We start from the raw sequence: 25,907 nt of genomic DNA on the forward strand, positions 1-25,907 counted from the left end.
GTGGCAACCGGCACCAGCATCAAGCGCCCCATGCGGGCGCTTTTTCATTCGTGAAGCGGCTTGCCAGACACCACACATGCACCGGCCTGACACAAGCGCAAAAAACTGACCCAAGTCAATTTATGGGTAGTTCGGCATCCATGTCCCTTGCTCCGATCAAATCATAGCGCTATTATTGCAACACAAATCGAAGCGCTACGAAATATCAGGAATGATCAATACAGGAGTCCCCGCATGAAAACCTACGAATCTGCCATGTACGCCTCGCTCAAAGACAAGGTGATCTTCATCTCCGGTGGCGCGTCCGGCATCGGTGCCGCCTACGTGGAAGCCTTCCTGCAGCAGGGCTCCAAGGTTGCCTTCATCGACTTTGACCGCGAAACCGCCGAGCAGCTGGTCGCCTCGCTCAATACCGAGAATGTCTACTTCCAGTTCTGCGATGTACGCGATATCGAACTGTTGCGCACCTGCATCAAGAATGTAGAGGCCAAATGGGGCCGCATTGATGCACTGTTCAACAATGCCGCACGCGATGACCGCCACGACATGATGGACGTGACCCCGGAATACTGGGATGAGCGCTTTAACACCAACTTGCGCCACCAGTTCTTCGCAGCCCAGGCTGTCGTACCGATCATGGAAAAAAATGGCGGCGGCACCATTATCAACATGGGCTCGATTTCCTGGATGCGCGGTCGCCCGGGCATGGTGTGCTACACCACACCGAAAGCAGCCATCAACGGCATGACCCGCACCATGGCGCGCGAGCTGGGCGTGAAGGGCATCCGTGTAAACTCGCTGGTACCGGGTGCAATCCGTACCGCACGCCAGGATGCCATGTGGGCCGGCAACCCCGAGGGTTTCGAGCAGGCTAATCAACTGTTTATCGACCAGCAAATGCTGAAATTCCGCCTCGATGCCACTGACTGCGCTCGCCTGGCCCTGTTCCTCGCCTCGGATGAAAGCCGTGGCTGCACTGGCCAGAATTTTGTAGTCGACGCAGGCTTGTCCATCCAGTAAGACACGCCCTCCATAAGCAACGGCCGGCCCTCGCTGAGGATGCCGGCCGTTTTTATATGGACAGATGGGCGGGCAATGCATCATTGCGCTAAGATATGCGCAAAATAGCACGTACCACGTACGACATTACTCCAATAAAAACCGCATCTCAAAGCACTCCGGGCCGCCCCGAATGGAATCAAAAATGATGGAGCCAAACAGCAAACCCAAATCCCGAGCACGCCGCAACACCCAGCGCGCCACCATGCTTGATGTCGCCCACCTGGCGGACGTCTCCCCCAGCACGGTTTCCCTCTACCTGCGCCGCCCCGAGGCCGTTTCCGAAAAACTGCGCGACAAGGTCAAGCAGGCTATCGACACACTGCACTATGTCCCGAACCGCATTGCCGGCAGCCTGGCTGCAGCCAGAAGCCGTACCATTGCTGTTGTCATCCCCTCCATCGCCAACAGCTTCTTCGCGCGCACGGTCGAGGCGATGCAGTCGATCAGCGAAAAGGCGGGCTACAACCTGCTGCTGGCCAATTCAGAATATGACCTCAAGCGGGAAGAGGAACTGGTACGCACCTTTCTGGAATGGTCGCCTGCCGGCGTCGTCCTCACAGGATGTGACCATACGGAAAATACACAGGGCATGCTGGCGTCGGCAGGCATTCCTGTCGGGCAGATGTGGGATCTGGGCTCTCCCAGCCTGGGCTTGCAAGTCGGCTTTGACAACGCGGCAGTCGGCCGCACCGCCCTTCAGCACCTACACCAGGGCGGCTGCCAGCGCGTGATCTATCTGGGCGTCCGGCTCGATGTCGACCATCGTGCGCGCTACCGCGCTGAAGGCTATGCCGCAGCAGCCTCGGCAAGCGGCCGCCATGCGCCGTGCATCATCGACCTGCCCAACAACGAACATATCGTCCAGGAGGCCGGCAAGGCCATAGCCGCAGCCATGGCCAGCGATCCGCTGATCGACGGCGTGATCTGTTCCAACGATTCGCTGGCACTGGGCGTTTTGCTCGAAGCACAACGCCGCGGCATCCGGGTGCCGGAGCGCCTGTCGGTTGTCGGCTTTGGCGACCTCGATTTCGCAGAGTGCACTATCCCGCCCCTGACCACCATCCGCCCGCATCGCCAGCAGATTGGCCGCAGACTGATGGAGATCCTGATCGAGCGCTGCGAATCGCAAGATAGTCACGAGTGGCCGGAACAAGCCATCGACGTCGGTTTCGAACTTATCCCGCGCAATACCACCCGTATCATCTGAAGCAGGTCAGATCCCCCTCTATCATCTTTGGGGGATCATCTTATCCACAGCCCATGTTAACAGCTACATAGCGCTGTGACACAAAACGCCACCAAGCTGCAATACCCCTGCGCCTCCTGCAGACATAAAGTTTGATATTCAGCAAATTTTGGTTATTTTCCACACATTTTTCTCATTATTCAATTGATAGCACTCTTTCGCAGCGCTATTATGAATAAATATCGAAGCGCTGCGATTTAAGGGGTTCACCAGCCAAAGTCCTTTATCTCGATAAGTGCGACTTTTTCAACTCAAAACAGCGAGATCCATTATGGAAATGCTCACCGTGTTCCTGCCGGATGGCAGCCTGCTGGCCACCAGCGCCGTCCTCACCGCCGCAGCACTGATGTTCATGTACACCTTTGTCGGCATTTGCGCCGGCTTCGGCGGGGCGCTCACTACCATGCCACTGGTCACCATGCTGCTGCCGGTGCAGATGGCCACCCCGATCAGCGTAATCGTCGGCACTTCAACCGCCCTTTACGCAACCATCCTCGACCGCAAGCAGGTAAACTGGAAATCGGCAGCGGTTCTGATCGGTTTCTCTTTTGCCGGTATCCCGGTCGGCCTGTACATCCTGAAAAATGCGCCCGACTATATGATGAAGGGCGGCTTGGGCGTATTCCTGATCATTTATGCGCTGTACTGCATCTTCGCCCCCAAGATGCCCAAGTATGACAAGGAATGGATTGCGGGCCCATTCGGCCTGCTCGCCGGTGGCTTGGGTGCAGCATTCTCGACCAACGGCCCGCCAGTTGTGCTGTACGGCACGCTGCGCGACCTGGCTCCAAGCGCCTTCCGCGGCACGCTCAATGCCTTCTTTACCGCAAACAACATCGCCATTGTCGGCGGCCTGTTCGGCAGCGGCTTGCTGACCATTAACGTGTTAAAAATGCTTGTGCTATCCATCCCGTTCATGATCGCTGGTTCTCTGATCGGTAATATGGTGCATAAGCGTATCCCGGCAGAAAAATTCAAGAAGCTCGTATTCGCACTGCTGCTTGCCTCTGGCATCATGCTAGTCAAGGGTGCTTTGGGCCTGTAACCCTTCCCCGTTTTCAGCTGCCATCCATCCGGATGGCAGCTGATTTTCCAAATGGAAAATAGGGCATTGACCCCTCTCCCGCCTTCTTTTATCCCCTCTCCGCCAATGATCGCGGTGCCTGCCACATCAGCATTTCGCTCAATAAATACCAATCAATATAAAAGCGCTATTATTTAAGCTATTAATAATAATAAATTAAAATTTCCCGCCAAAAACATCCGCTTAATATAAAAACACAATTCGAATAAAAACCAAAAAAACAATATGTTACAAGACAAAACACAGAAAATCTCGACACAAACCACAGACGTGCGGCACTCGAAGTAACACCACAAATTGACCTGAAGCAAAAAAATGATACTTTTTGCTCACATTCAATCGACAACCAATCCCGACACAAATATCATTGCGCTACGATAAAGAAACGGAACCTGGAATGACCGAATCATTGTTTGCACTGGCAACATTCCTGCTTTTCACTCTGGGCGTGGCGTGGTTTTCTTCTCGCTTGACGAGCCAAGCCAAAGACACGGGAGCCGCCGGCTATTTCATGGCAGGTCGCGGCCTGACCGGCTGGTTTATCTGCGGTTCGATGCTGCTGACCAATCTTTCGGCAGAACAGCTTGTCGGCCTTAACGGCCAATCCTACGCCGACAACCTCAGCTCCATGGCCTGGGAGAGCACGGCGGCACTCGCCACCATCATGCTGGCCATGTTCTTCCTGCCCCGTTACCTCAAGGGCGGCTTCACAACCCTTCCGGAATATCTGGAATCGCGCTACGACACCACAACACGCCGGCTGGTAAGCGGCATGTTCATCCTCGGCTATACACTGGTTGCGAACCCGGTCGCCCTGTATCTGGGGGCCCTCTCGCTGGATGAAGTTTTCAATATCCACAGCGCCATCGGCGTCGGACATGAAACAATGATCTGGATTCTGGTCTGGATCATGGGCGGCGTGGGCGCAGCCTATGCCGTATTCGGCGGCCTGCGTGCCGTCGCCATTTCGGATAGCATCAATGGCGTCGTATTATTGCTGGCCAGCCTTACGGTTCCTATCCTCGGACTGATCGCTCTGGGCGACGGCTCGATGGCAGAAGGACTCAACACTCTGGTCGCCAGCCAGCCGGAAAAACTCAATGCTATCGGCGATGAAACCAGCCGCGTGCCCTTCGGCACCCTGTTTACCGGCATGATTTTCGCCAACCTGTTTTACTGGTGCACCAACCAGTCGACCATCCAGCGCACACTGGCTGCGAAAAACCTGGCCGAAGGACAGAAAGGCGTTCTGTTTACCGGTTTCGTCAAAATTCTGGTTCCGCTGGTCATGCTGGTACCCGGCGTGATTGCCTTCCATCTATTCGGAAACTCCCTTTCCAGACCCGATCTCGCCTATCCGGCACTGATCAAGCTGGTTATGCCGTGGTGGCTGCTCGGCTTCTTCATTGCCGCCTTTTTCGGCACTGTCATCAGCCATTTCAACTCCATCGTCAACAGTACCGCGACTTTGTTTGCAATGGACTGGCACCGCGCTTTCCGCCCGCAGGCGAGCGATGCGGAGCTGGTACGCGTCGGCAAGATTGCCGGCACGGCCTTCGCGCTGGTTTCGATGATTATCGCGCCGCTGATGCTGTATGCGCCGGATGGCATCTACATGATGATCCGCCGGGTCACCGGCTTCTATAACATCCCGATTATCGCTATCGTGCTGGCCGGCTTCTTCCTGCCGCGTGTTCCCGGATGGAGCGCCCGCCTGGTGCTGATACTGCATGTCCTGCTGTACGGCATTCTGGTTGTCGGCTTTGATATCGACAAGCGTCTGGGAATCAACTTCGTCCACATCATGGGCATGATGTTTGCCCTGCATGCATTCATTCTCGCTGGCTGTGGCTGGCTCTGGCCGCGCCATGGCCGGGCAGGAACCATCGATTTCCGTCTGGCCGATGGCGAACAACTGCCCGCACACCTGCGCCCATGGCGCTATGCCAAGCTGACCAGCGTGCTACTCGTCTGCCTGCTGATCTCGATGTACCTGACGTTCTCGCCACTGGGCTTTGCCACTGTCGGCGGCCCCGGCCTGCCATACGGTATGTTGATGGGTACGCTCTGGCTGCTGTTCCTGGCATACGCCGTACGGCATCTGCGCCGTCTTGACCGCAGCCCGGCACCAATGCAGGCACCGGCAATAGAAACGGCCTGATCGTTCCGCACCATTCAATGAAGGAAACGATACATATAGCGGATACCCTGCCGGCAGCAACGGCAGGCCCCTGCCTTGCCGATGCCTGTCTGGCCGAGTTTATCGGCACTGCACTGCTTATTCTGTTTGGAGTGGGCGCCGTTGCCGGCATGCAACTGTCGGGGGGCAGTGGGAAATCTCGCTAACCTGGGGACTGGGTATCGCGCTGGCGGTCTATGTCGTCGCCGGTGTATCCGGCGCGCGACTTGGGTCCGCGGCTATTCATTGCACTTGCCGGCTGGGACTCTGTCGCTTTCAACGGCGGACGTGTCAGCGATTACTGGTGGGTACCGGTACTGGGTCCGCTACTGGGCGCACAGATCGGTGCCCTGCTCTACCTGAAGCTGATCTCGCCACACCTGCCACGCTAATCCTGCTTTGCCCCCTATTTCGCATTGAACCCAAGCTGGCGGCACTACCAGCCAGCAGGCGCATGGCCGGACAGATAAAGCGCCAGCTGGGTGATAAAGTCCTGCGAAGGGGCACGCAGGCCGAACAACGCACCGGCAGCCACCAGCAGGCAGACTGCGATAATCAGGCCGGTCTGCTGCGGCCGGCCGGTCTTACCCTGCATGCGCAGAAATAGGACGGCGACCCACAGGCCCAGCGCACAACCGCTGATCACCTCCGACGGGGAATGCGCTCCGACCACCACCCGTGAAACGGCTACCGCCAGCGCCGCGCCCATACCTAGCAGAACTCCGGCACGCCCAAGGCCGGATCGATAGCCTTCCAGCAGCAGATAACCCAGCACCGGCAGGGTGGAGGCCGACATAAAGGCATGGCCGCTGAAACCGGTAAAACGGATGACCGGGATGCCTATGCCCCAGCCGATAAAGGCCAACTTGCTGGACAACACCAGCAGGCTGCCTGCGCCCAGCAATAGCCACCAGGCGAGGAACTGGCTCCATGCGCGGCGCAGGGCCAGCCACAGGCCGATGGCCAGCGCGGCGGGAATCATTACGGCAGAGTCGCCGAAGTTGGTCAGGGTATGCCACATGCGGTCATGGTGGGACAGTCTGCCGCAATAGGCAAACCCGTGGGCGCGGTTTCCTGAGCAGGGCCGCCATCGACTACAATCGCGCCCTATCCATCTTATTTCAGCGAGGGCCGTACCATGGCCGGCAAAAAGAAAAGCTCCACCCAACCCGATGCGGCCATGCAGGCCGCGACACTCAAGCGCTTCGAGCGCGCACAAGCCGCCTGCCATGCCGTGATCTCGGCCTTTGACGGGTTCGAGACGGACGGCGGTTTCGAGGCGCGCGAACCGGCCTATAAATATGCCCAGATGTGTCGCGTTTACGCCAAGAAGCTGCGCAACAGCAAGGTGCTGAGCAGCGCCGATTTTGATATTGCCGTCGGCCTGTGTACTGCGGCACGGCGCGCGCTGCATCTGCTTGACGCCGAGCTGGTTTTTGCCGGCCTGCCGCAAGCCGAGGCGCTGCAAGCCATGGCGCCGCTGGCCTATGGCGTGCTGGACGACAACTTCAAGCTGGGCGGCCCCAACAGCAAACGGCCGCGCCCGTTCTGACGCCATCGCGCCAGTGAAGCGTGGCGCCAGCGTCTAGACTGGTACTCATTGCCCGCGAAGTGGGCCCGTTGCGAATGGAGCCGGAATGAGTACGCTGGATACGCTGATGCTGGCCAACCGCATCATTGTCACGCCGATGTGCCAATACTCGGCCGACGAGAGCGAGGCCGAGCAGGCCCTGGGGCGCGTTATCCGCGCCATCCGCCGTTATTCCGCCATGCCCTTGGGTCTTCAGCTGGCGCACGCCGACAAAACCCTGTTCAACGAGCCGCCGCTGCGGCAAGGCTGAATTCTCAAGGAGACCTTCATGCAACTCTTTAGCGGCAGTTTTCAGGATGGCGCCCGTATTCCCGGCCGCTACGCCTTCGCCGTGCCGGCGACAAGCGGCCATATCGCTCTGTCCGACAACCTCAACCCGCATCTGCACTGGCAAGGCGAACCGGCAGGTACACGCTCGTTTGCGCTGGTGTGCCATGACCCGGATGTGCCCAGCATAGGCACCGATGTCAACATAGAGGGCCGCACCATCGCGGCCGATCTGCCGCGTACCGATTTTTTCCACTGGCTGCTACTGGATATCCCGGCAACCACCCACGACATTGCCGAAGGCAGCCATAGCCGTGGCGTGACCGTAGGCGGCAAGGCGGGGCCGGCCGCGCCGGGCGGCATGCGTCACGGCATCAATGACTACACCGGCTGGAATGCCGGCAACCCCGACATGGCCGGCGACTACTACGGCTATGACGGCCCGTGCCCGCCATGGAACGATGCCCGGTTGCACCACTATGTGTTCACCCTGTATGCGCTCGACACCCCCAGCCTCGGTTTGGGCGAGCGCGCGGACGGCGCGACGGTGCGGGCGGCGATCGCCCGCCACACGCTGGCCAGCGCCAGCCTGACCGGCAGTTACAGCCTGAACCCGGCACTGGCCGGCTGAAAACAGGGGAACGGAACAATGAGCAGAATCGCATTTCTCGGCCTGGGCGGCATGGGCTCGCGCATGGCCGGACGGCTGGCGATGGCAGGTTACCCGCTGACAGTATGGGACCGGTCAGATGAGCAGCGCCGCCTGCTGGCACACCATGGTGCCCATATGGCCGATACGCCGCGCGCGGCGGTCAAGGATGCCGATGTGGTGATTACCATGCTTAGTGACGACACGGCCTCGCGTGCCGTGTGGCTGGACGCCAAAACCGGCGCACTGGCCGCCCTGGGGGACGATGTGCTGGCGATAGAGTCCGGCACGCTGTCATCCGCGTGGATACACGAGTTGTCTCAGGCGCTGGGTCATACCAATTTTCTGGATGCTCCCGTCTCCGGCTCGCGCAGTCAGGCCGAGACCGGCCAACTGGTATATCTGGTCGGCGGCCAGGAAAGCGCCTTCCGCCGCGCCCGTCCCATACTCAAGACCATGGGCAGCGTGGTGCATCATGTAGGCGGCAACGGTCAGGGCGCGCAGCTTAAACTGGCGCTCAATGCGCTGCTGGGTACGCAGATGACTGCCATGGCCGAGATTCTCGGCTTTCTGGCCAAGGCCGGCGTCGACCCGGACCGGGCGCTGGACATCATCAGCTCCACCCCCATCGCCAGCCCGGCAGTCTGTGCCAGCGCACGGCTGATGCTGGCACGCAACTTCGCACCGCAGCTATCGCTGGACCTGCTCGAAAAGGATTTCCGCTATCTGCTGGAGGCAGCAGGCGTACTGGAGGCCGAGCTGCCCACCAGTCAGGCCGTCCATCAGGTGCTGGCCATTGCCCAGGCCCGCGGCTTCGGCCGCGACAATGTCAGTGCACTGGTGCGCCTGTTCGACTGGCCGCAGGCAAATTCGGCACTCAATCCGTCCGGGCCAGCTTGAGCGCATAGCGCCCGAACACGCTGTCGCGCACATAACCCAGCTTGCGGTACAGTGCCTGTGCCGCCAGATTGTCGTGCGCGGTTTCCAGCAGCATGCTGCCGGCGCCGCGCTCGGCGGCCAGAGCATGCGCCGCCTGCATCAAGGCCAGCGCAATGCCGTGGCCGCGCGCTTCCGGCTCGACAAACAGGTCGGACAATAGCCAGCTTGGCGCCAGCGCCAGCGAATCAAACCCCGGATACATCAACACCAGCCCCAGCCCTTCGCCCTCCTCGTCCTCGGCCAGCAAGACCATGGCCGAGCCATCCGCCAGCCGCGCCGCCAGATAGGCCCAGCTGTCTGCCGTGCGCGGCTCTAAGCCATAGAACACCCGGTAGGCAGTAAACAGCGGCAGGATGGCATCGATATCCTGTGACTCGGCCAGACGAATTCTGACATCCCGACTCATGATGACTCTCTCTTTGTGCGGATGCTGACAAGCTAGGAGCAAGCCGCGCCAAGCGCAAGCAGGCCGGGCAGCAGGCGCAAAAAAACCGCCAGCAGGCGGCTTTCATGCAACATTGCATCCGGTTTAAGCGGCCATCACCGCTTCGACTTCGGCCACGGTCTTGGGGATAGGCTCGCCCAGAATGCGGCTGCCATCGGCCGTAATCAACACATTGTCTTCCAGACGGATGCCGCCGAAATCACGGTACTCCAGGAAGCGGGCGTAGTTGATCAGACCGGCGTGGCGGCCTTCGGCCTGCCAAGCTTCGATCAGTGCAGGGATAAAGTAAATGCCGGGCTCGACGGTCAGCACCATGCCGGCCTTGAGCGATTTGGCCAGACGCAGATAACCCAGACCAAACAGCTCGCTGCGCACCAGCCCTTCGCCGTAGCCGACCAGATCCTCCCCCAGCGCTTCCATATCGTGCACATCCAGCCCGATCTGGTGGCCCAGGCCATGCGGGAAGGCAATGGCGTAAGCGCCCGACTCGACGATTTCCGACGCGTCGCCATGGAAAAAGCCCAGCGCCGTCATTCTTTCGACCATCACCCGTGCCGCCAGCTTGTGCATATCGAGATAACGCACGCCTGGGCGCAGTGCGGCGATCACACTTTCCTGCATTTCCAGCACGATCTCGTAAATGGCACGCTGGCTGTCGCTAAAGCGCCCGCCCACCGGAATGGTGCGGGTGATATCGCTGGCGTAGCCGCCGGCCGAGGTACAGCCGGTATCGTTCAGCGCCAGATCGCCGGCTTGCAGCTGTCCCTTGTAGTGCTCGTTATGCAGCACTTCGCCGCGACGCGAGAAAATGGACGGGTAGGCCAGACGCAGATCCTGGCTGCGCATAATGCCTTCCATTGCACCTACTGCCTGATACTCGAAAGCACCGGGGCGCGCTGCGCGCATGGCCGCGATATGCATCTCGCGCGTCACGGCCAGCGCCGCTTCCATTTCGGCGATTTCGACATCCTGCTTGATTTCACGCAGGGCAACGACAGCATGAGTCAGCGCCACGGAAAAGCCGGGCTTGATATTGTCGCTGCTGCATTCGAGCAGGCGCGCCAGCTCCAGCACCGTTTCGCCACGGTAAGGCTGCAGATAATGCACCGGACGACCGGCTGCCTGCGCCGCATGTATCGCCGTTGCCAGCTGGGCATAAGGCCGGGTAATGCCGACACCGACATCGGCCGCACGCGCGCTCAGCGCAGGCAAGGGGCCGGTCCACACAATGTCCGCGACCTCGGGCTCGTCGCCATACAGCGCGACCTCGCCCTGATCCAGATCGAGCACGCCGGCCAGGCCCTGCATATCCAGACCGAAGAAATAACGGAAGCTGCCGTCCTGCACGAAGTGGTAGGGGTTATGCGCGTAATTCATCGGTGCATCGACATTGCCCAGCAATACCACCAGACCGGACAAGCCGGCATCCGCCAGCCGGGCACGACGGGCGCTATAGATTTCTGCTGCAAACATAGTGTGTGTCCTTGCGTGTAAGTGCAGCCTTGAGCTGTGGTGTTTTGTATACAATCGACTAACTTAACATAGCGTAGCCGCCCTGTACCAGACAGAGTAGCAACTAACCGACCCCGAGTTTTAGCAGTGCTGCCTATTGAATACGGGCAATACACCACAATAGCTGCTTCAATAGAAAAGTAAGCATTTGCACAGCCTTTGACCAAAAGCACAGCAAATGCCAAACTGCTTTCCCTGTGCATCTGGCTTAATTGAAAAGGAAACTTCATGTTCGCTCAACGCCGCATCGCCGGTCTGCTGTCCGCCCTGCTTCTGGCTGTACCCATGATGGTTCAGGCCGCGCCTGCAGCCGATACGGCCGCGGTCAAGGAACTGATCAGCGCAACCCGCATCAACGGCATGCTGCCTATGCTGGCTCAACGCGCCGCCACCAGCGCCGGCCCACTGCTGCAAAAATACCTGGTCGACAACAAGATCGAGCTGACCGCTGAACAGCAGAAAAAAGCACAAGATGGTCTGAAAGCCTATGGCGATGGCCAGATGAAACTGGTGAAAGACTACTTCGACTCCAATGCGACCAAGCAACAATTCGAACAGGCGCTGGTAAACAGCTACGGCTCCGCCTTTACCACCGCCGAGATCAAGCAGATTACCGCCTTCGTCAAAACGCCTGCCGGCCAGAAATGGCTGCAGTCCAATGGCGCAGTCATTGACCGTGCCGCCGCCGATGTGATGCAGTCCGCACAAAAAGCGCTGCTGCCGAAAATGGAAGCCGCAGCTGCCAGCTACGGCAAGAGCATCAGCGGCAAGTAAGCCACTGAAAAATAGACAAAAGGCCACACCGCTTGCGGTTGTGGCCTTTTTTTGGGTGGTGTTCTGCTTGTGCGTTGGTATTTATGGTGTGCGATGCAGGCTATTCATGCGTCAGCCCCCTTCCCCGTTAGGCTCGCGCCGGTGCAAAAGCCTCTGGCGAGGTCTTAAGCTGGCCCGTGTTTGAGCGATTCGACGCTAGCGAATCGCTCAAACACGGGCCAGCGCCTCGCCGGAGGCTTTTACGCCGGGAATTCACGAGACTTCGGGGGCGCCGGGGATGAAAGGGGCCGGGCACGTCCGGCCCCTTTCCTGCATGCCGCGCGGAAGCGGCAAGCTAAAAAGGTCCGCGCAGCGGATACAAAACCCAAAGCCCCTCTCTACGCCAACTCGTCATTGGGACAATGCTTTTTTGTCGCGTCTAACTGTCCAGCAACACGCGCGAATGCAGGCTGTAACGGTGCCCGGGATGCCACAGCCGGGTAAAGCTCACCAGATTCTTGTGCGAATGGCTGTGGCGCTGTACCAGTAAGCAGGGCTCGTTGGCATTAAGCGCCAGCAAGCTCTGCTCCCGCAGACCCGGCATGACCGCAGAAATGGCATGCTCTATTTCGGTCAGGCTCGCGCTACGCCGCAAATAACTGTTCGGCGTCTCGCTGCTGAAATCCTGCGCCAGATAATCCGGCACCCAGTGCGGATGTACAAAACGCTCTTCCAGCTGCACCGCCAATCCGTCCTCTCGGTGCACGATCAGCGAATAGTAAAGGCGAGTTCCGGGCTCGACTTCGAGATATTGCGCCGTCTCCTGATCCGCCTTCAGCGCACATAAACTGACGACATCCGCCACATAATGATGACCGCGGGTATGGATTTCCTGCCGGATATTATTGACGTCCAGTAAAGGCGCGGCCACCTTGTTTTCCGCCACATAAGTGCCGTCGCCAGCAAAACGCAGCAAGACCCCTTCATCGCTCAGTTCGCGCAAAGCCTTGTTCACCGTCATGCGCGAAACAGCAAAATCCCTTGCCAGATCAAGCTCGGACGGGATTTTGCAGCCGGGCAAATACAGCTGGCGATGGATGCCATCCAGGATATGTTCCTTGATGCACTGGAAACGGGGCTTGGCGGTCTGGTTCACTGCAATGTCCATAGTAGGGTTTTCTTATTCTAACGATGGACGATGCAATGCCCTATTGCCAATGGCCGCAGGTTTGTTCCATATCAAATGCCTTGCCAATCCTGGACGGCAAAAGCTATTGTCTTGGAATAAAAAGACGGAGATCAGGCATGACTTTGACGCAATGGCTGGACGATTATGGTGATAGCCACCGCCACCCGACCAATATCGCCATCCACAAGCTATGTGTACCCGCCATCGTGTTTGCCGTGTTCGGACTGGTCTCGTCCATTCCAGCGCCCATTAATCCGGCCTATGTCCTGCTGACACTGGGTCTGCTGTTTTATGCGCGGCTATCCTGGCGCATGGCGCTGGCGATGGGTCTGATGTGTGGTGCCATGCTGGGGCTACTGGCCTGGCTGCCCGCGTTTGGCATTCCGGTCTTGCCACTGTCGCTGCTGGTCTTTGTGCTGGCCTGGATAGGTCAGTTTATCGGCCACAAGATAGAGGGCAAAAAGCCTTCCTTCTTTAAGGATGTGCAATTTTTGCTGATAGGCCCGGCCTGGACGCTGGCGCATCTGTTCCGTGCCCTGCACCTGAAGTTTTAAACAGCAGTCTTGCCATATAGCACACGCCAGGCGCAATCACCTTGCGGGCTGACGTATAATGACGGCGCTACTTACCACAGGCAACGTCATCGCATGTCCGGACCTATCGCACGCTACTTACCTATCCGCTTCAACAATGGCAACTCGATCAGCCGTTTTGCCAAACATTGTCCGCAGTGCCAGCAACTGGTCGCGGCAGACAATATGGCAGGTGAGGCTGTCATGGTTCAAGACCGTCTGTTTATCGTCGCGCTGGCGCGCTGCCCAGGCTGCAACAGCGAGTTCAAGGTGAGCTGCGTTATCACCGACGACAAGCGCGTGCATAAGGCCCTGCTGCCGCAATGGCTGCTGCTGCTATGGCTGCGTCAGGCAGCACCGGCCAAACTGCCAGAAAAAGATGCCCAGGACTGGGAACTGGAACTACCGGCAGCACAAGGCGTATCGCTGCCGGCAGGGGTAGAGCCGGTACCATCGGAAGAAATTGTCGGCCGCTACGAAAATGCCCCCATCCCGGCCACTTTGCAATGCGGTGCACGCCGCTTCGTGTTCGACCGCATCCAGCCCGGTGCCAGCCATGCCCAGCTTAGCGACAAAGAACTGCTGTTTTCGGGCAATCTGGTTTACCGCGAAGTCTGAGCCTCAGCAGTAATCTCCCCAGCGCGTCTGTACCGCAGCCACCGCGGCCAGTGCGGCGGTTTCCGTACGCAGCACGCGCGGCCCCAGACGCAAAGGCGTCCAGCCGGATGCCAGTGCCGCCTGTTCTTCCTGTCCGGAAAACCCGCCTTCGGGCCCGGCCATCAACCATAGTTTTTGCGGTGCACACGCGAGGTCCGCCAGCTTGCGCTCGCCCAGTGGCGACAGGATCAGACGGGCATCGGCTTCAGGCGGGCGCGCCAGCCATTCTTTCAGCGTCAGAATAGGACGGACTTCAGGGATGGTATTGCGGCCGCACTGCTCGCACGCCGACACCACGATTTCCTGCCAGCGTTCAATGCGCTTTTGCGCGCGCTCGCCCGACAGACGGACGATGGAACGCTCGGTAGAAAGCGGCTGAAATACGCTGACCCCCATTTCCACCCCCTTTTGCAGGGTAAACTCCATTTTGTCCCCGGCCGATATGGCTTGCGCCAAGCCCAGCCATACCGGACTTTCGCAGCCGGCAGGCAAATGGGGGCCGATCATGCAGCGCGCGTCGCGCTTGCCCAGCATCAGCAAAGTTGCCGGATATTCGCCGCCCTGGCCGTTGAACAAGGTGATGCTGTCTCCTGCCTGCAAGCGCAAAACCTGGATATGGCGCACCACTTCCTCCGGCAATGAAAATTCCTGATCGGATAAAAGTGGCGTGTCGACGTAAAACCTTGGCATTATTGGGTCATCCCGAGATAAGCAGGCGGAACGGATATTTTATCCGCACCGCAATATAATGAGTTCGCTATTATAGCGTTCGGCCGGTGTTTGACCGGCATCCAGCAAAAGGCCGCCAGTATGCATGTTGTCGATCAGGTGATCAGTGCCGTGCGCGAAGTCGCACAAACCGAAGTCATGCCGCGCTTCCTGCATGTGGGAGCCAGCCGCAAGGATGACGGTACGCTGTTTACCGAGGCCGACCTTGCCTGTCAGCAGGCGCTGTCCAGTCTGCTGCCGCAAATCCTGCCCTATCCGGTACTGGGCGAAGAAATGAGTCCGGCGGAACAGGATGCCTTGTGGCAGGAAAACCAGGATGGTTTGTGGGTGGTCGACCCGATCGATGGCACCACCAACTTCGTCAACGGCCTGCCTTATTTTGCCGTATCGGTGGCGCTGATGCGCCACGGAAAAAGCGAAATCGGCGTGATTTATAACCCGGTGGCCGACGAAATGTTCTATGCGCGCCGCAAACTGGGTGCCTATCTGAACGGCAGCCGCCTGCCGCTCAAGCAGACCGCCAAACCCATCAGTGACGCCATCGCCAGCATAGACATCAAATATCTGCGTTCGGTGCGTCTGGCCTCGCGCATACACAGCGTGGCGCCCTGTGCCAGCCAGCGCAATATGGGTTCCAGTACGCTGGACTGGTGCTATCTGGCTAGCGGCCGCTACGATATCTACCTGCACGGCGGCCAGCGGCTATGGGACTATGCTGCCGGTGCCCTCATCCTGCAGGAGGCCGGCGGTTGCATCGCAACGCTGGACGATGACGACTACTGGCAGGGGCCGCTCTGGACGCGCTCGGCCATTGCCGCCATCAACCCGGCCCTGTTTACCCAGTGGCTGGGCTGGGTGCGCAGCAACCGCTGATTCAGGTACGGCGCGTGCGCAGTGCACCAAACAGGCTGACCCCGGAGTACAGCAGCAAGGCGCTCCAGATCAGGCCGTAACCAATCAGACGCGTGCCGGAAAAAGGCTCGTGATACAGCCAGACCCCCAGCAAAAATTGTATGGTCGGCGACAGATATTGCAGCAAGCCCAGCATGGTCATCGGCAAGCGCCGCGCGCCGGCACCAAACAATAGCAACGGGATGGTCGTCACGATACCGGCGCCAATCAGCAGCAGATTGATCCCGCTTGCGGCGTGACCGAATACCCCTTCTCCTTGCGCTTCAAACCACAGCAAAGCCCCTAAGGCCAGCGGAAACAATAGCCAGGTTTCCAGTGCCAGTCCTTCCAGCGACGGCAGATGCGCGGTCTTGCGCAACAAACCATAAATACCGAAAGACACTGCCAGCACCAGCGCGATCCATGGCAGCGTGCCCACGCTGAACGTCAACCAAGCAACCCCCAACGCCGACAACGCGACAGCGATACTCTGCAGTCGCGTCAGCCTTTCCCCCAGCACCAGCCATCCGAGCAGAACATTGACCAGCGGATTGATGAAATATCCCAGACTGGCCTCGATCACCCGGTTATGCGTCACCGCCCAGATATACACCAGCCAATTGCACGACAACATGGTGGCTGAAACGGCCAGCAAAGCCATACGCCGCTTGTCGCGCAGCGATTCGGCAAGCCAGCCCCATTGCCCGCGTATCGCCAGAATCAGGGTCAGCAGCAAGGCCGACCAGACGATGCGATGGGCCAGAATTTGTAAGGCAGGCACTTCGTGCAGCGGTTTCCAGTACAAGGGAAACAAGCCCCAGCACAGGTAGGCACCAGCAGCAAAAACCAGTCCCTGACGGGTACTGGCTGAAGAAAGGGTAGTCATGGCAGACAATCGGGTTTCAGCAGAGGAAACCACATTAACACATATGGGTATCGGTTAAATCGGCGGCGGCGAACTTTGCTGCACTGGCGTACAGGCCACAAAGCGCAGAGATAAACGTCAAGCCTTTTGCCCTTTATTCCCGGCTTATCTATCTTGCTGATGGATGGCAATGCAGACGCTACAACTAAAGCACGATCCACAAGATCAACTGCGCCGCCCACTGCGCCACAAGCGCCCATCGTCAAGGAGCATCCATGTCCATCCGCCAGACTTCGCTGGAAGACAAATACACCATCCTGAATGGCCAGGTGCTGATGAACGGCATTCAGGCGCTGGTGCGCCTGCCTATGATGCAGCAGTTGCGCGACCGGCAGGCCGGACTTAATACCGCCGGCTATGTCACCGGCTACCGCGGCTCGCCCCTGGGCAATGTCGACCTCGCCATGCAGGCGGCAGCCGGACATTTGCAGGCTCATCAGGTGGTGTTTCACGCCGGCCTGAACGAAGACCTCGCCGCGACGGCGGTATGGGGCACCCAGCAGCTAGGCCTGTTCGAGGGTGCCAAAGTCGATGGCGTCTACGCCCTGTGGTATGGCAAGGGACCCGGCGTCGACCGCTCCGGTGATGTACTCAAACATGGCAATGTGGCCGGCAGCAGTGCACAGGGCGGGGTACTACTGGTATGTGGAGATGACCACGCAGCCAAATCATCGACCTTTCCGCACCAGTCCGACCATATTCTCGCTGCCAGCATGATTCCGGTACTCAGCCCGTCCGGCGTACAGGAAGTCCTCGACTTCGGCCTGCATGGCTGGGCCATGAGCCGCTACTGCGGCTGCTGGGTGGCACTCAAGGCCATCACCGACACCATAGAAAGCAGCGCCATCGTCGATGTGTCACCCGAGCGTTTGCAGCCGGTCATTCCCGACGACTTCCCGCTGCCCGAAGGTGGCCTCAATATCCGCTGGCCCGACCCGCCACTGGTACAGGAAAAGCGCGTGCTGCATGAGCGCCTGTATGCAGCACTGGCTTATGCGCGCGCCAATCAGCTTAACCACATCACGCTGGACTCGCCTACTGCACGGTTGGGCATCATCACTACCGGCAAGAGCTATCTCGATGTAATGCAGGCGCTGGACGATCTGGGCATAGACGAAAGCCTCGCAGCCGCGATCGGCCTGCGCATTTTCAAGGTCGGCATGGTATGGCCGCTGGAGCCGGAAGGCGTGCGCCACTTTGCCGAAGGGCTGGACGAAATTTTAGTGGTTGAAGAGAAGCGCCAGATCATCGAGTACCAGTTGAAAGAGCAGCTGTACAACTGGCGTGAAGATGTACGCCCGCGCGTGGTAGGCAAGTTTGCGGAGAAAGGCGAATGGGCTCTGCCCCATGGCGACTGGCTGCTGCCTGCAGCTGGCGAGCTGACACCGGCCATGATTGCACGCGCCATCGCCAGCCGCCTCGCCAACATCGTGGACAGTCCGCTTATCCACCAGCGTCTGCAGTTTTACCGGGAAAAAGAAGCCCAGCTGGTCAGGCCGCGCGCAAGCCTGGCGCGCGTGCCGCACTATTGTTCGGGTTGCCCGCACAATACCAGCACCAAGGTGCCGGACGGTAGCCGTGCACTGGGTGGTATCGGTTGCCACTATATGGCGACCTGGATCGAGCCGCATACCAAGACCTTCAGCCAGATGGGTGGCGAAGGCGTCGCCTGGCTTGGGCAAGCACCCTTTACCAGCACCGCGCACGTCTTTGCCAATATGGGCGACGGCACCTATTTTCACAGCGGGTTGATGGCGATACGTGCGGCCGTCGCCGGCAACGTCAATATCACCTACAAGATTCTGTATAACGACGCCGTGGCCATGACAGGCGGTCAGCATGTGGACGGCAAGCTGGATGTCCCCCTGATTACGCGCCAGCTGGCGGCCGAAGGCGTGGCACGTATCGTGATCACCAGCGATGAACCGGAAAAATATCATGCGGCACATGGCCTGATCGATACGCTGGCACCCGGCGTAGAAGTATTCCACCGCCGCGAGATCGAACGTCTGCAGCTTGAACTGCGTGCCACTGCCGGCGTCACCATCCTGATTCACGACCAGACCTGTGCCGCGGAAAAGCGCCGGCGTCGCAAGCGCGGCCTCTACCCCGATCCGGCACGACGTGTGTTTATCAACCAGCAAGTATGTGAGGGCTGCGGCGACTGTGGCGAAAAATCCGGCTGCCTGTCAGTCATGCCCATCGAAACCCCGCTGGGACGAAAACGGGTTATCGATCAGTCCAGCTGCAATAAGGACTACAGCTGTCTGGAAGGCTTCTGCCCCAGCTTTGTCACCATCGAAGGCGGCCACTTGAAAAAACCTGCCGCCAGACAGTTCGATATCAGCCGCTTGCCGGCGCTGCCCGAACCCGTTCTACCAACGCTGGATAGCCCCTACGGCATCGTAATTACCGGCATAGGCGGCACCGGTGTCGTCACCATCGGCCAAGTTCTGGGCATGGCCGCCTATCTGGACGGCAAAGGAATTACCGTGCTGGATATGGCCGGGCTGGCACAAAAAGGCGGTTCGGTCTGGTCGCATGTGCGCATCGCCCGCTCGCAACAGGCATTGCACGCCGTGCGCATCGCCGCCGGCGATGCCAATCTGGTATTGGGCTGCGATCTGGTCGTCAGTTCCGCAGAAGAAACACTGGCCAAAATGCGTAGCGGCTTCAGTTACGCCGTCATCAATAGCAACGAGACACAAACCAGTGCTTTTCTGACCCATCCCGATCAAGCCTTTCCAGCCCGTGCCATGAAGGATGCCATCGTCGAATCGGTTGGTGCCGGACGCTATTTCGAGATCAACGCCACCGGCCATGCCACCCGGCTATTAGGCGACGCGATTGCCAGCAATATGTTCATGCTGGGTTATGCCTGGCAACAGGGCCTGGTGCCCTTGAGTGCCGCGGCCATTCTGGAGGCCATCCGCATTAATGGTGCGGCAGTCGACTTTAACCAGCTGGCTTTCCAGTGGGGGCGCCATGCAGCCCATCAGCCGGCCATGCTGGACAAGATGCTGAACCCGGGCAGTGTAGTGGCCTTTGTTTCACGTGAAACCGTGGCACATGTCGTGCAGCAACGCAGCGCCCTGCTCACCGCCTACCAGAATGAAGCGCTGGCCGTACGCTACCGCGCGCTGGTCGAGCAGGTGCAACAGGCGGAAACACGAGCCAATCCGGCCAGCACGCGTCTGGCGCTGGCCGTTGCGCACAGCTACGCCAGACTATTGGCCTACAAGGATGAATATGAGGTGGCACGGCTGTACAGCGATGGCGATTTTATGGCGCAGCTTGCCGCCACCTTTGACGGAGACTACCGGCTGGTCTTTCAGCTGGCGCCATCATGGCTAAGCGGAAAGCGGCAAAACAAGCGGGCCTTCGGACCCTGGATGCTGACGGCGATGAAATGGCTGGCCAGACTGAAGTTTTTGCGTCATACCGCCTTTGACCCGTTTGGCTGGCAAGCAGACCGGAAACTCGAGCGCCTGCTGATTGCCCGCTTCGAGCAGCAGATCAGGACTCTGCTGCCTTTACTGAACGCAAACAATCTGGAACAAGCCTGCGAACTGGTACGCAGTTTCGACGCCATCCGCGGCTTCGGTCATATCAAACAGCGCAACTATCAGGCAGCTGATGTCAAAATCACGGCGCTGCAGGCGAGTGTGCTGGCAAAAAAACACCCGCGTCAGGCTGCCTGATTCAAGCGGCGCAAACATAAAGACGCCACGGTTTACCGTGGCGTCTTCTGTATTTTGACGCACCGTCAAACGCGGTGCTTTATGTCATGCTTCCCTCTACACCCTTCGTACGACTTAGCGCACTTCGGCAACGATATCCTTACTGAACACCTTTTCGCAATACTTGCAGCGCATCTTTGTGTCATTTTTATGTTCTTTGACATAAAAAAAGCTGCTAACCGGCTCGTTGTGGGAAATGCAGTTCGAGTTCGGACAGGCGAAAATACCTTCGATCGTTTCCGGCAACACCAGCTTGTGCTTTCTGACAACATCGAAGTTTTCGATCACGTTGACCGTTGCCTGCGGCGCAAACAATGCCAGCTCGTTGGCCTGCTCTGCGGTCAGCGCCACATTCTCGACCTTGATGATGTCCTTGTTGCCCATATGGCGGCTGATCAGGTTCAAACCGACAGTGACCCGCTCGCCGGTGTCGGCCAGACGGAACAGGCGCAGGATTTTCAGGCCCTGTCCGGCGGGCAGGTGGTCGATTACGGTGCCTTCTTTCAGTGCTTCTACGGTGCGCGTGTATTGCATGGTGAATCCTTCCTTGTATCCGGTTTTATCAGACGGTTTCGTTCAGCACGAGGGACAACAGCGCCTGACGCGCATACACCCCGTTCTTGGCCTGCTGGAAGTAATAGGCATGAGGCGTGGCATCCACATCGACCGCAATCTCGTCGACGCGCGGCAGTGGATGCAGGATTTTCATGTTTTCACGCGCATGCTTCAGCATATCGGCCTTGAGAATGAACTGACCCTGAATCTTCTTGAATTCGGCTTCATCAAAACGCTCGCGCTGCACACGGGTCATATAAAGCACATCGATTTCCGGAATGACTTCTTCCAGGCTGCTGACCAGAGTGTACTTGATACCCTTTTCATCCAGCTCTTCGCAAATGTAGTCCGGCATAGCCAGGGCTTCCGGCGCCACAAAATAGAAATTGGCATTGAACAGCGATAACGCCTGGGTCAGCGAATGCACCGTGCGGCCATATTTGAGGTCACCGACAAAAGCGACGGTCAGATTTTCCAGCGTACCTTGGGTTTCATAGATAGAAAACAGGTCAAGCAGGGTCTGGGTCGGGTGCTGGTTGGAGCCGTCGCCACCATTAATGATGGGTACCGGAGAAAATTCACTGGCCAGACGGGCTGCGCCTTCTTTCGGATGGCGCATCACGACTGCATCGCTATAGTCGCCGATGATCTTCAGCGAGTCGGCCAGGGTTTCACCCTTCTTGGCCGAGGTATTGCCGCCATCGGCAAAGCCGATGATATTGCCGCCCAGACGCTGGACTGCCGTTTCAAACGACAAGCGGGTGCGAGTGGATGGCTCGAAGAAGCAGCTGGCAATCAGTTTGCCTTGCAAGAGATCATTACGCGGCTCGCGCTTAAGCCGGCCTGCGGTTTCCACGACAAGCTCCAGCTCCTGACGGGTAAAGTCCGGAATAGAGATAATGTGTTTGCGGTAGAGCGTATTTGTCATGGTATGGCTCCTGTTCCTGTCGTTTTGATGTTATTAGATGAAAAAAAAGCTCCTGAATAATCAGGAGCTTTTTTTAAAAAAATAATATGTCTGCTCGGGCAGCAGTGGCGCGACAAAGAAAACAGCAACAGCGCGGTTGACCGCGTTGATTTGCTGAATAATTTCCTGCTTATATGCCACTTTTTCATGCCTCCGAACAAACCGCGCAATTCTAATCGTAGTTGTCGAAATGAAGAAGCCCCATGTCGCATCAACGACAAAACAAGACCAAAAAACAACAAATCAATACGGATTTTGGCATGAAAATGCAGATAATTTAAAAATTTAAAACTCAAAATCCGAAAATCGGCTAAAGCCAGCAATTTTCACCCCGCCAACCCAACGACTTAACATCAAAAAATATGCTGGAGCCAAACAAAAGCACGCAGATTTTATAGCAAGAAAAAATGGCCTTCTTGCAAGCCGATGCAAAGAACCGCCAGGTCAGCCCAGGCTTGATGCCAACACGGAGAGACCGCGCATTATCATCGGAAAAACCGGATAAGCATTCAAAAACCCAACAAAACAGCCCGGCAAGTCTAGCCTGCCGGGCTGCTGGATTCAGACGAAAATCATATTAAAGCCTGACATAAAATCCGCCTTGCACGGATGAAAATCAGCCCTCAAGAACCGCGCTCAAACGGACACGCTGCTCGGCCAGACTCGCTGGCAACCTGTCGGCCAGTTTGGCCAGCCAGTCACCATGCGCCGCAACCTCCTTACGCCAAGCCTCGGTATCCAACTTCATCAGGTCGGTAAACTGCTCGCGGCTGACTTCATCCAGACCGCTCCAGTCCAGATCGTCATAGCTTGGCATCCAGCCCAGTACGCTTTTCTCGGCCTTGGCGGTTCCTTGCACCCGACCGACGATCCATTCCAGCACCCGCATGTTTTCACCGAAACCTGGCCACAGGAAACGGCCGTTTTCATCCACGCGGAACCAGTTCACACAGAAAATAGCCGGCGCCTGCTCCAGTTCCCCCCCCACCTTCAGCCAATGGTTGAAGTAATCCCCCATGTGGTAGCCACAGAAAGGCAGCATGGCGAAAGGATCGCGTCGGGTCTGACCTTGTGCGCCCATGGCAGCGGCCGTAGTCTCCGACCCCATGGTTGCCGCCATATATACCCCCTCGCTCCAGCCAGTCGCTTCAAACACCAACGGCACGGTAGACGAGCGGCGGCCGCCAAAGATAAAGGCCGAGATAGGTACACCAGCGGCATCATTCCACGCCGGGTCCAGCGAAGGACACTGGGTGGCGGAAACGGTAAAGCGCGAATTGGGATGGGCAGCCTTGCGTCCGGTCGCCTTGGCGATTTCCGGTGTCCAATCCTGGCCCTGCCAGTCGGTCAGATGCGCAGGGACATCCTTGCTCATGCCTTCCCACCACACATCCCCATCATCGGTCAGCGCGACATTGGTAAAGATTACATTCTGCTGCAACATGGCCATGGCATTAGGATTGGACTTGACCGAGGTGCCAGGCGCCACGCCGAAGTAACCGTTTTCCGGATTGATGGCATACAGCTTGCCATCGCTACCCGGCTTGATCCAAGCAATATCATCCCCTACCGTGGTGACTTTCCAGCCCTGATAAGCCGCCGGCGGAATCAGCATGGCAAAGTTGGTTTTGCCGCAGGCGCTGGGGAATGCGGCTGCCACATAAGACTTTTCACCCTTGGGGCTTTCCACACCCAGAATCAGCATATGCTCGGCCAGCCAGCCCTGGTCGCGCCCCATGGTGGAGGCAATGCGCAGCGCAAAGCACTTCTTGCCCAGAAGAGCATTGCCGCCATAACCCGAGCCATAGGACCAGATCTCGCGCGTCTCGGGGAAATGGACGATGTACTTGGTATCAGGATTGCAAGGCCATGGTTTGTCGGCCTCTCCGGCAGCCAGCGGTGCACCGACGGTGTGAATGCATGGTACATAGTCGCCATTTTCACCAAGCACGTCGTACACCGCCCGTCCCATGCGCGTCATGATGCGCATCGAGGCCACCACATAAGGCGAATCGGTCAGCTCGATTCCGACATGCGCAATCGGCGAGCCTAGCGGCCCCATGCTGAACGGAATCACATACAAGGTACGGCCACGCATGCAGCCGGCAAACAAGCCTTGTAATGTGCCGCGCATTTCATCCGGATCCATCCAGTTATTGTTCGGGCCTGCATCTGCCTTATTTGCGGCACAGACATAGGTGCGATCTTCCACGCGCGCCACGTCGGACGGATCAGAAAAAGCAGCATAGCTATTGGGCCGCTTTTCCGGGTTGAGGCGAGTCAGCGTACCGGCCGCGACCATCTGCTCCAGCAGCAAAGCATTTTCCTGTTCGGAGCCATCTACCCAGTGGATAGCATCCGGCTGGGTCAGCTCGGCCACTTTGGCAACCCAGGCAAGCAGACCTGCATGTTTGATGTAATCGGGAGCAGTGGACTGCATGTAACACCTCTGTTTAATGAGTCGAATATTTAATTTGGCTATGCGATTTTCACAGATTTGCAATCCAGCGTCTCGACAATCTGTCATCAGCATAGCCGCATTGCGTTTTTGCCCACACAACAAGTAGCGTCCATGGCTTTAGCTGGCTGCTTTGCTTGACACAAAACAACAGAAGCATTTTAACTGCACAAAACAAACCCTAAACACCTAACCCATAAACATAATCCATACTGTATTTAGCCAGCGCCCTTGGGAACAGATCTATGATGCGATACCGTGCTGACACAGTTTGTATTATTACGTGTGTATTGTATGATTAATTAAATCTGGCAATCTACCCCTGTAGCATTGTATTATTTCACCGCTTCGCACAAATCATACACATAACAACACACTTACAACCCATTGATACACAACAAATCATACAGGGATTACCGTTAATCAGGACTGTATCTATTTGCATTCATACATACATCGCAAACAATTCACACACTACGCTGTATGCATGTATGAATTAGGGGTGTATGATACAAACCATAATGAACCCGAGTGAGACCACCATGACTGTTCTGCCTGTCCTTGAGAGCCCGGACTTCCCGTCAGCACTGAAAAACCTGCGCAAGGAATTACAGCTCTCGCGTACAGCCCTGGCCGACAAGGTAGGTTTGTCTACTGCAGCAATCCAGCGCTACGAGGCAACAGACAACAGCCACATCAAACCCAGCCCTCAGGCATACGAACGCCTGGTTCGCGTTCTGGCCGAATTGCAGGTCAAATCCACTGTGCAGCCTGCCGTACGGATGCGTCCGGCACCGGCCATGATGGATCCGCTACCCCAGACCGAACTGGCTACCCCTGTCTTACCGGCCATCCTGCTAACCGACGCGACACTGGAACAACTGATTGCCCGGGCCAAGATACTGGGTGCAAAGAAAGTCACCATCGAGTTCTGAGGCTAAGGTCTACACTCTTAAGCATATTGATGATGTGTAGGAATAGCTGTGAGCATCAAATTTGGCAAATTGGATTTTATTGCCGCTATACGCATCATGCTGTTGGTCATGCTGACTGGCGCTTGCGGCTATGTGCTTGGCGGAAAGATACCCGGTGCTTCAGCCGAGATAGGCCGTTTATGGGCAGTCATTTCCGGCATAGTGGTCTTGCAGGCGACAAGTGACGAGACCATCAAGGCCGCCAGCAAACGGGTGCTGGGTACCCTGATTGGTGCCACCGTGGGCTGGCTTTATCTGATTCTGCTGCCTAATAACTGGGCTGCAGGTTTTGTCTGTGTATTTCTGACGATATTACTCAGCCAGCTGCTAAGCGTACCGGACAACGGCCGTCTGGGTTGCGTCACCGTACTGGTAGTACTGGTCATTTCAGCCGTCCATCCCGGGCTGCCCCCGCTGGTCAACGCCAGCCTGCGCTTTTTCGAAGCCGCGATAGGTTCAGGTATTGCCTTGTTGCTGGCCTGGCTATGGCCACACCCGGATATGGCCAGACCCTGACTGACTG

The 25,907-nt window shown here is 57.7% G+C and carries 26 protein-coding genes; 16 read left to right on the forward strand and 10 right to left on the reverse strand.

Going from position 1 to position 25,907, the window contains the following annotated elements; translation table 11 throughout:
* Positions 1-234 precede the first annotated feature (234 nt).
* From GQF02_RS02640 to GQF02_RS15780, 5 genes are all read left to right on the forward strand, one after another.
* On the forward strand, positions 235-1,020 hold the full coding sequence (locus GQF02_RS02640; RefSeq protein WP_160794663.1) for an SDR family NAD(P)-dependent oxidoreductase: 786 nt from the start codon (positions 235-237) through the stop codon (positions 1,018-1,020).
* A gap of 184 nt (positions 1,021-1,204) precedes the next feature.
* Positions 1,205-2,269: a LacI family DNA-binding transcriptional regulator gene (locus tag GQF02_RS02645; protein ID WP_220789302.1), complete on the forward strand. Its 1,065-nt coding sequence runs from the start codon at positions 1,205-1,207 to the stop codon at positions 2,267-2,269.
* Between the two features lie 310 nt (positions 2,270-2,579).
* Positions 2,580-3,353: a sulfite exporter TauE/SafE family protein gene (locus GQF02_RS02650; RefSeq protein WP_160794665.1), complete on the forward strand. Its 774-nt coding sequence runs from the start codon at positions 2,580-2,582 to the stop codon at positions 3,351-3,353.
* A 436-nt stretch (positions 3,354-3,789) separates the two neighbouring features.
* Positions 3,790-5,553, forward strand: a complete 1,764-nt coding sequence (locus GQF02_RS02655) for a solute:sodium symporter family transporter (RefSeq protein ID WP_160794667.1) — start codon at positions 3,790-3,792, stop codon at positions 5,551-5,553.
* 215 nt (positions 5,554-5,768) lie between these two features.
* Positions 5,769-5,963 carry an aquaporin gene (locus tag GQF02_RS15780; RefSeq protein WP_220789303.1) on the forward strand — a complete coding sequence of 65 codons (195 nt, stop codon included), beginning with the start codon at positions 5,769-5,771 and terminating at the stop codon, positions 5,961-5,963.
* A gap of 44 nt (positions 5,964-6,007) precedes the next feature.
* Here GQF02_RS15780 and GQF02_RS02665 read toward each other — a convergent pair whose 3' ends face one another.
* Entirely contained in the window at positions 6,008-6,592 is a 585-nt protein-coding gene (locus GQF02_RS02665; RefSeq protein WP_160794669.1) for a phosphatase PAP2 family protein, read from the reverse strand.
* Between the two features lie 117 nt (positions 6,593-6,709).
* On the opposite strand from GQF02_RS02665, the gene GQF02_RS02670 reads away from it, so the two are divergent.
* The 4 genes from GQF02_RS02670 (at position 6,710) to GQF02_RS02685 (ending at position 8,978) form a co-directional block, all read left to right on the forward strand.
* A complete protein-coding gene (locus GQF02_RS02670; protein ID WP_160794671.1) occupies positions 6,710-7,123 on the forward strand; it encodes a hypothetical protein in 414 nt (137 codons plus the stop codon).
* Positions 7,124-7,208: 85 nt separating this feature from the next.
* Entirely contained in the window at positions 7,209-7,412 is a 204-nt protein-coding gene (locus tag GQF02_RS02675) for a hypothetical protein (protein ID WP_160794673.1), read from the forward strand.
* 18 nt (positions 7,413-7,430) lie between these two features.
* The gene (locus tag GQF02_RS02680) at positions 7,431-8,060 is read left to right on the forward strand and encodes a YbhB/YbcL family Raf kinase inhibitor-like protein (protein WP_160794675.1); all 630 of its coding nucleotides are present in this window, start codon (positions 7,431-7,433) and stop codon (positions 8,058-8,060) included.
* 18 nt (positions 8,061-8,078) lie between these two features.
* On the forward strand, positions 8,079-8,978 hold the full coding sequence (locus tag GQF02_RS02685) for an NAD(P)-dependent oxidoreductase (protein ID WP_160794677.1): 900 nt from the start codon (positions 8,079-8,081) through the stop codon (positions 8,976-8,978).
* Here the strand turns inward: GQF02_RS02685 and GQF02_RS02690 are convergent.
* Entirely contained in the window at positions 8,956-9,423 is a 468-nt protein-coding gene (locus GQF02_RS02690; protein ID WP_160794679.1) for a GNAT family N-acetyltransferase, read from the reverse strand. The genes GQF02_RS02685 and GQF02_RS02690 overlap by 23 nt on opposite strands.
* A 123-nt stretch (positions 9,424-9,546) precedes the next feature.
* Positions 9,547-10,935, reverse strand: coding sequence for an aminopeptidase P family protein (locus tag GQF02_RS02695; RefSeq protein ID WP_160794681.1), 1,389 nt, complete (start codon positions 10,933-10,935; stop codon positions 9,547-9,549).
* 267 nt (positions 10,936-11,202) lie between these two features.
* Between GQF02_RS02695 and GQF02_RS02700 the strand changes: the two genes are divergently transcribed.
* Complete coding sequence (locus GQF02_RS02700) at positions 11,203-11,748, forward strand: DUF2059 domain-containing protein (RefSeq protein WP_124735554.1); 546 nt, start codon at positions 11,203-11,205, stop codon at positions 11,746-11,748.
* Between the two features lie 418 nt (positions 11,749-12,166).
* On the opposite strand, the gene hutC is transcribed toward GQF02_RS02700, so the two are convergent.
* Positions 12,167-12,895 carry a histidine utilization repressor gene (gene hutC / locus GQF02_RS02705; protein WP_124735553.1) on the reverse strand — a complete coding sequence of 243 codons (729 nt, stop codon included), beginning with the start codon at positions 12,893-12,895 and terminating at the stop codon, positions 12,167-12,169.
* A gap of 137 nt (positions 12,896-13,032) precedes the next feature.
* On the opposite strand from hutC, the gene GQF02_RS02710 reads away from it, so the two are divergent.
* Both GQF02_RS02710 and GQF02_RS02715 read left to right on the forward strand, forming a co-directional pair.
* Positions 13,033-13,470: an Mpo1 family 2-hydroxy fatty acid dioxygenase gene (locus GQF02_RS02710; protein ID WP_160794683.1), complete on the forward strand. Its 438-nt coding sequence runs from the start codon at positions 13,033-13,035 to the stop codon at positions 13,468-13,470.
* A 93-nt stretch (positions 13,471-13,563) separates the two neighbouring features.
* The gene (locus GQF02_RS02715) at positions 13,564-14,106 is read left to right on the forward strand and encodes a hypothetical protein (protein WP_124735551.1); all 543 of its coding nucleotides are present in this window, start codon (positions 13,564-13,566) and stop codon (positions 14,104-14,106) included.
* A 3-nt stretch (positions 14,107-14,109) separates the two neighbouring features.
* Here GQF02_RS02715 and GQF02_RS02720 read toward each other — a convergent pair whose 3' ends face one another.
* Positions 14,110-14,835: a 16S rRNA (uracil(1498)-N(3))-methyltransferase gene (locus GQF02_RS02720; protein ID WP_160794685.1), complete on the reverse strand. Its 726-nt coding sequence runs from the start codon at positions 14,833-14,835 to the stop codon at positions 14,110-14,112.
* 120 nt (positions 14,836-14,955) lie between these two features.
* Between GQF02_RS02720 and GQF02_RS02725 the strand changes: the two genes are divergently transcribed.
* Positions 14,956-15,747, forward strand: a complete 792-nt coding sequence (locus tag GQF02_RS02725; protein ID WP_124735549.1) for an inositol monophosphatase family protein — start codon at positions 14,956-14,958, stop codon at positions 15,745-15,747.
* A gap of 1 nt (position 15,748) precedes the next feature.
* On the opposite strand, the gene rarD is transcribed toward GQF02_RS02725, so the two are convergent.
* Positions 15,749-16,651: an EamA family transporter RarD gene (gene rarD / locus GQF02_RS02730; RefSeq protein ID WP_124735548.1), complete on the reverse strand. Its 903-nt coding sequence runs from the start codon at positions 16,649-16,651 to the stop codon at positions 15,749-15,751.
* A gap of 254 nt (positions 16,652-16,905) precedes the next feature.
* Here rarD and GQF02_RS02735 point away from each other — a divergent pair, with 254 nt between their 5' ends.
* Positions 16,906-20,391, forward strand: coding sequence for an indolepyruvate ferredoxin oxidoreductase family protein (locus GQF02_RS02735; protein ID WP_160794687.1), 3,486 nt, complete (start codon positions 16,906-16,908; stop codon positions 20,389-20,391).
* A gap of 114 nt (positions 20,392-20,505) precedes the next feature.
* Here the strand turns inward: GQF02_RS02735 and pyrI are convergent, their stop codons facing one another.
* From pyrI to GQF02_RS02755, 4 genes are all read right to left on the reverse strand, one after another.
* Positions 20,506-20,964: an aspartate carbamoyltransferase regulatory subunit gene (gene pyrI, locus GQF02_RS02740; protein ID WP_124735546.1), complete on the reverse strand. Its 459-nt coding sequence runs from the start codon at positions 20,962-20,964 to the stop codon at positions 20,506-20,508.
* 28 nt (positions 20,965-20,992) lie between these two features.
* The gene (pyrB, locus tag GQF02_RS02745; RefSeq protein ID WP_124735545.1) at positions 20,993-21,913 is read right to left on the reverse strand and encodes an aspartate carbamoyltransferase; all 921 of its coding nucleotides are present in this window, start codon (positions 21,911-21,913) and stop codon (positions 20,993-20,995) included.
* Positions 21,910-22,275 carry a hypothetical protein gene (locus GQF02_RS02750; protein ID WP_160794689.1) on the reverse strand — a complete coding sequence of 122 codons (366 nt, stop codon included), beginning with the start codon at positions 22,273-22,275 and terminating at the stop codon, positions 21,910-21,912. Before GQF02_RS02750 ends, pyrB begins: the two co-directional genes overlap by 4 nt.
* Positions 22,276-22,568: 293 nt before the next feature.
* Positions 22,569-24,392 carry a phosphoenolpyruvate carboxykinase (GTP) gene (locus GQF02_RS02755; protein WP_124735544.1) on the reverse strand — a complete coding sequence of 608 codons (1,824 nt, stop codon included), beginning with the start codon at positions 24,390-24,392 and terminating at the stop codon, positions 22,569-22,571.
* Between the two features lie 560 nt (positions 24,393-24,952).
* On the opposite strand from GQF02_RS02755, the gene GQF02_RS02760 reads away from it, so the two are divergent.
* The gene (locus GQF02_RS02760) at positions 24,953-25,345 is read left to right on the forward strand and encodes a helix-turn-helix domain-containing protein (RefSeq protein WP_160794691.1); all 393 of its coding nucleotides are present in this window, start codon (positions 24,953-24,955) and stop codon (positions 25,343-25,345) included.
* Between the two features lie 48 nt (positions 25,346-25,393).
* Positions 25,394-25,900 carry an FUSC family protein gene (locus GQF02_RS02765; RefSeq protein ID WP_124735542.1) on the forward strand — a complete coding sequence of 169 codons (507 nt, stop codon included), beginning with the start codon at positions 25,394-25,396 and terminating at the stop codon, positions 25,898-25,900.
* Positions 25,901-25,907 lie beyond the last annotated feature (7 nt).

Origin of the sequence: Craterilacuibacter sinensis (assembly GCF_009831765.1) — a bacterium.
Lineage (GTDB): Bacteria > Pseudomonadota > Gammaproteobacteria > Burkholderiales > Chromobacteriaceae > Craterilacuibacter > Craterilacuibacter sinensis.

Coding starts and splice junctions, on each gene's coding strand:
- GQF02_RS02640 (WP_160794663.1), top strand. CDS start 235: ATGAAAACCTACGAATCTGCCATGTACGCCTCGCTCAAAGACAAGGTG.
- GQF02_RS02645 (WP_220789302.1), top strand. CDS start 1,205: ATGATGGAGCCAAACAGCAAACCCAAATCCCGAGCACGCCGCAACACC.
- GQF02_RS02650 (WP_160794665.1), top strand. CDS start 2,580: ATGGAAATGCTCACCGTGTTCCTGCCGGATGGCAGCCTGCTGGCCACC.
- GQF02_RS02655 (WP_160794667.1), top strand. CDS start 3,790: ATGACCGAATCATTGTTTGCACTGGCAACATTCCTGCTTTTCACTCTG.
- GQF02_RS15780 (WP_220789303.1), top strand. CDS start 5,769: ATGTCGTCGCCGGTGTATCCGGCGCGCGACTTGGGTCCGCGGCTATTC.
- GQF02_RS02665 (WP_160794669.1), bottom strand. CDS start 6,592: ATGTGGCATACCCTGACCAACTTCGGCGACTCTGCCGTAATGATTCCC.
- GQF02_RS02670 (WP_160794671.1), top strand. CDS start 6,710: ATGGCCGGCAAAAAGAAAAGCTCCACCCAACCCGATGCGGCCATGCAG.
- GQF02_RS02675 (WP_160794673.1), top strand. CDS start 7,209: ATGAGTACGCTGGATACGCTGATGCTGGCCAACCGCATCATTGTCACG.
- GQF02_RS02680 (WP_160794675.1), top strand. CDS start 7,431: ATGCAACTCTTTAGCGGCAGTTTTCAGGATGGCGCCCGTATTCCCGGC.
- GQF02_RS02685 (WP_160794677.1), top strand. CDS start 8,079: ATGAGCAGAATCGCATTTCTCGGCCTGGGCGGCATGGGCTCGCGCATG.
- GQF02_RS02690 (WP_160794679.1), bottom strand. CDS start 9,423: ATGAGTCGGGATGTCAGAATTCGTCTGGCCGAGTCACAGGATATCGAT.
- GQF02_RS02695 (WP_160794681.1), bottom strand. CDS start 10,935: ATGTTTGCAGCAGAAATCTATAGCGCCCGTCGTGCCCGGCTGGCGGAT.
- GQF02_RS02700 (WP_124735554.1), top strand. CDS start 11,203: ATGTTCGCTCAACGCCGCATCGCCGGTCTGCTGTCCGCCCTGCTTCTG.
- hutC (WP_124735553.1), bottom strand. CDS start 12,895: ATGGACATTGCAGTGAACCAGACCGCCAAGCCCCGTTTCCAGTGCATC.
- GQF02_RS02710 (WP_160794683.1), top strand. CDS start 13,033: ATGACTTTGACGCAATGGCTGGACGATTATGGTGATAGCCACCGCCAC.
- GQF02_RS02715 (WP_124735551.1), top strand. CDS start 13,564: ATGTCCGGACCTATCGCACGCTACTTACCTATCCGCTTCAACAATGGC.
- GQF02_RS02720 (WP_160794685.1), bottom strand. CDS start 14,835: ATGCCAAGGTTTTACGTCGACACGCCACTTTTATCCGATCAGGAATTT.
- GQF02_RS02725 (WP_124735549.1), top strand. CDS start 14,956: ATGCATGTTGTCGATCAGGTGATCAGTGCCGTGCGCGAAGTCGCACAA.
- rarD (WP_124735548.1), bottom strand. CDS start 16,651: ATGACTACCCTTTCTTCAGCCAGTACCCGTCAGGGACTGGTTTTTGCT.
- GQF02_RS02735 (WP_160794687.1), top strand. CDS start 16,906: ATGTCCATCCGCCAGACTTCGCTGGAAGACAAATACACCATCCTGAAT.
- pyrI (WP_124735546.1), bottom strand. CDS start 20,964: ATGCAATACACGCGCACCGTAGAAGCACTGAAAGAAGGCACCGTAATC.
- pyrB (WP_124735545.1), bottom strand. CDS start 21,913: ATGACAAATACGCTCTACCGCAAACACATTATCTCTATTCCGGACTTT.
- GQF02_RS02755 (WP_124735544.1), bottom strand. CDS start 24,392: ATGCAGTCCACTGCTCCCGATTACATCAAACATGCAGGTCTGCTTGCC.
- GQF02_RS02760 (WP_160794691.1), top strand. CDS start 24,953: ATGACTGTTCTGCCTGTCCTTGAGAGCCCGGACTTCCCGTCAGCACTG.